Here is a 1,895-nt window from a genome sequence, read left to right as displayed (position 1 = left end):
CGCCACCGCATCCGGCATCCGCGCCACCTGCGCCGCGAACAACCCCGGCAAGGTCCACGCCCCGACCTCAACCGCCGTCTCGTTCCACCCCTCCAGAAGCAGACGGCGCTCAGCCTCACCCACCACATCCACCGCAGCAAGACGCGTCCCAGGAGCCGCAGCCACCTCGTCCAACACCCGGACCAGCCAGTCACCCATCCGCCGAACGGTCTCCGCATCGAACAGGTCCGCAGCCGCATTCAGCGTGCCGCGCAACCCCGCCGGTGCACCCTGCGCGTCATAGACCTCACCAACACTCACCTCCAGGTCGAACTTCGCTGCCAGTGCGCCCACGGCAAATTCCTCAGACCGCAACCCGGGCAACTCCAACGCCGTCGAAGCCGTGTTCTGAACGGTCAGCGAGACCTGGAACAGCGGATGCCGAGCCATCGACCGGACCGGCGCCAGCTCCTCCACCAGCTTCTCGAACGGCACGTCCTGGTGCTCGAACGCGCTCAGGCTGGTCTCCCGGACCCGGTCGACGAGCTCGGTGAAGGTCGGGTCACCGGACAGGTCGGTGCGCACCACCAGGGTGTTGACGAAGAACCCGACCAGGTCGTTCAGCGCCTCGTCCATGCGTCCGGCGACCGGCGACCCGATCGGGATGTCCGTGCCCGCGCCGATCCGGTTCAGGGTGACCGCCAACGCCGCCTGCAGCACCATGAACAGGGTCACCCCCCGCTCCCGGGCCAGCGCCGCCAGCCGCCGGTGCGTCTCGGCGGAGACGGCCAGCTCCACACTCTCGCCGCGGTGCGAAGCGACCGCCGGGCGCCGGCGGTCCACCGGCAGTTCCAACTCCTCCGGGACCCCGGCCAGCGCCTCACGCCAGTACGCCACCTGCCCGGACAGCACACTGTCCGGATCGCCCTCGTCCCCGAGCACCTCCCGCTGCCACAACGCGTAGTCCGCGTACTGCACCGGCAACGGCTCGAACACAGGCACCCGGCCTTCCAACCGGGCCGCATACGCCACCGACAGATCCCGCGCCAACGGCCCCGTCGACCAGCCGTCCCCGGCGATGTGATGAACCAACATCAGCAGCACGTGGTCGTCCCGATCCACCGCGAACAGCGTCGCCCGCCACGGGATTTCGGACGAGAGGTCGAAGGCATACGCAGCAGCCCCGGCCACCGCGGCATCCAACTCCGCTGCCCCGACCGCCACCACCGGAACCTCGAACCCGGCCTCCTCGGCCGACAGCACCCGCTGGTAGGGCTCGCCATCCGCCACCTGCAGCACCGTGCGCAGCACCTCGTGCCGCCCCACCACATCCTGCAACGCCTCAGTCAGGGCCTCCCGGTCCAACTCCCCGGTCAGCCGCACCGCCATCCCAAAGTTGTAGGTCGCACTCGGCCCCTCCAACTCACCGAGGAACCACAGGCGGCGCTGCGCGAAGGACAACGGCATCCGCTCCGAACGCACCATCGGCACCAACGGCGCCCGGCCCGCGCCGGCCTCACCCAGCCAGCCCGCGACCGCAGCCGGCGTCGGCCGCTCGAACAGCACCCGCAGCGGCAGCTCCACGCCCAGGACCGTACGCACCCGGCTACCCAGCCGCGTGGCCAGCAGCGAGTGGCCACCCAGCGCGAAGAAGTCGTCCTCCACCCCGACCCGCTCCAGGCCCAGGACGTGCGCGAACGCCTGGCACAGGATCTCCTCCTGCACCGTCGCCGGACCCCGCCCTGCACCGGCGGCGTACTCCGGTGCGGGCAGGGCCTTGCGGTCCAGCTTGCCGTTCACCGTCACCGGCAGCGCGTCCAGCACCACCACCGCCGACGGCACCATGTACGCCGGCAGCCGCTCACCCGCGAACTCCCGCAACAGTGACACGAGTTCGTCCGACGACGTGTCCGAAC

General features: G+C 70.6%; 1 protein-coding gene. It reads right to left on the bottom strand.

Features of this window, described 5'->3' with window-relative positions; translation table 11 throughout:
- On the bottom strand, nucleotides 1-1,869 hold a 1,869-nt coding region (locus LN042_RS36680), incomplete at its 3' end, for a condensation domain-containing protein (protein WP_230055803.1).
- Between the last annotated feature and the right edge of the window lie 26 nt (nucleotides 1,870-1,895).

This window comes from Kitasatospora humi, from assembly GCF_020907985.1.
Classification (GTDB): domain Bacteria; phylum Actinomycetota; class Actinomycetes; order Streptomycetales; family Streptomycetaceae; genus Kitasatospora; species Kitasatospora humi.
Note: the sequence above shows the minus strand (reverse complement) of the source record. Positions and strands in the feature narration are given on the sequence as shown.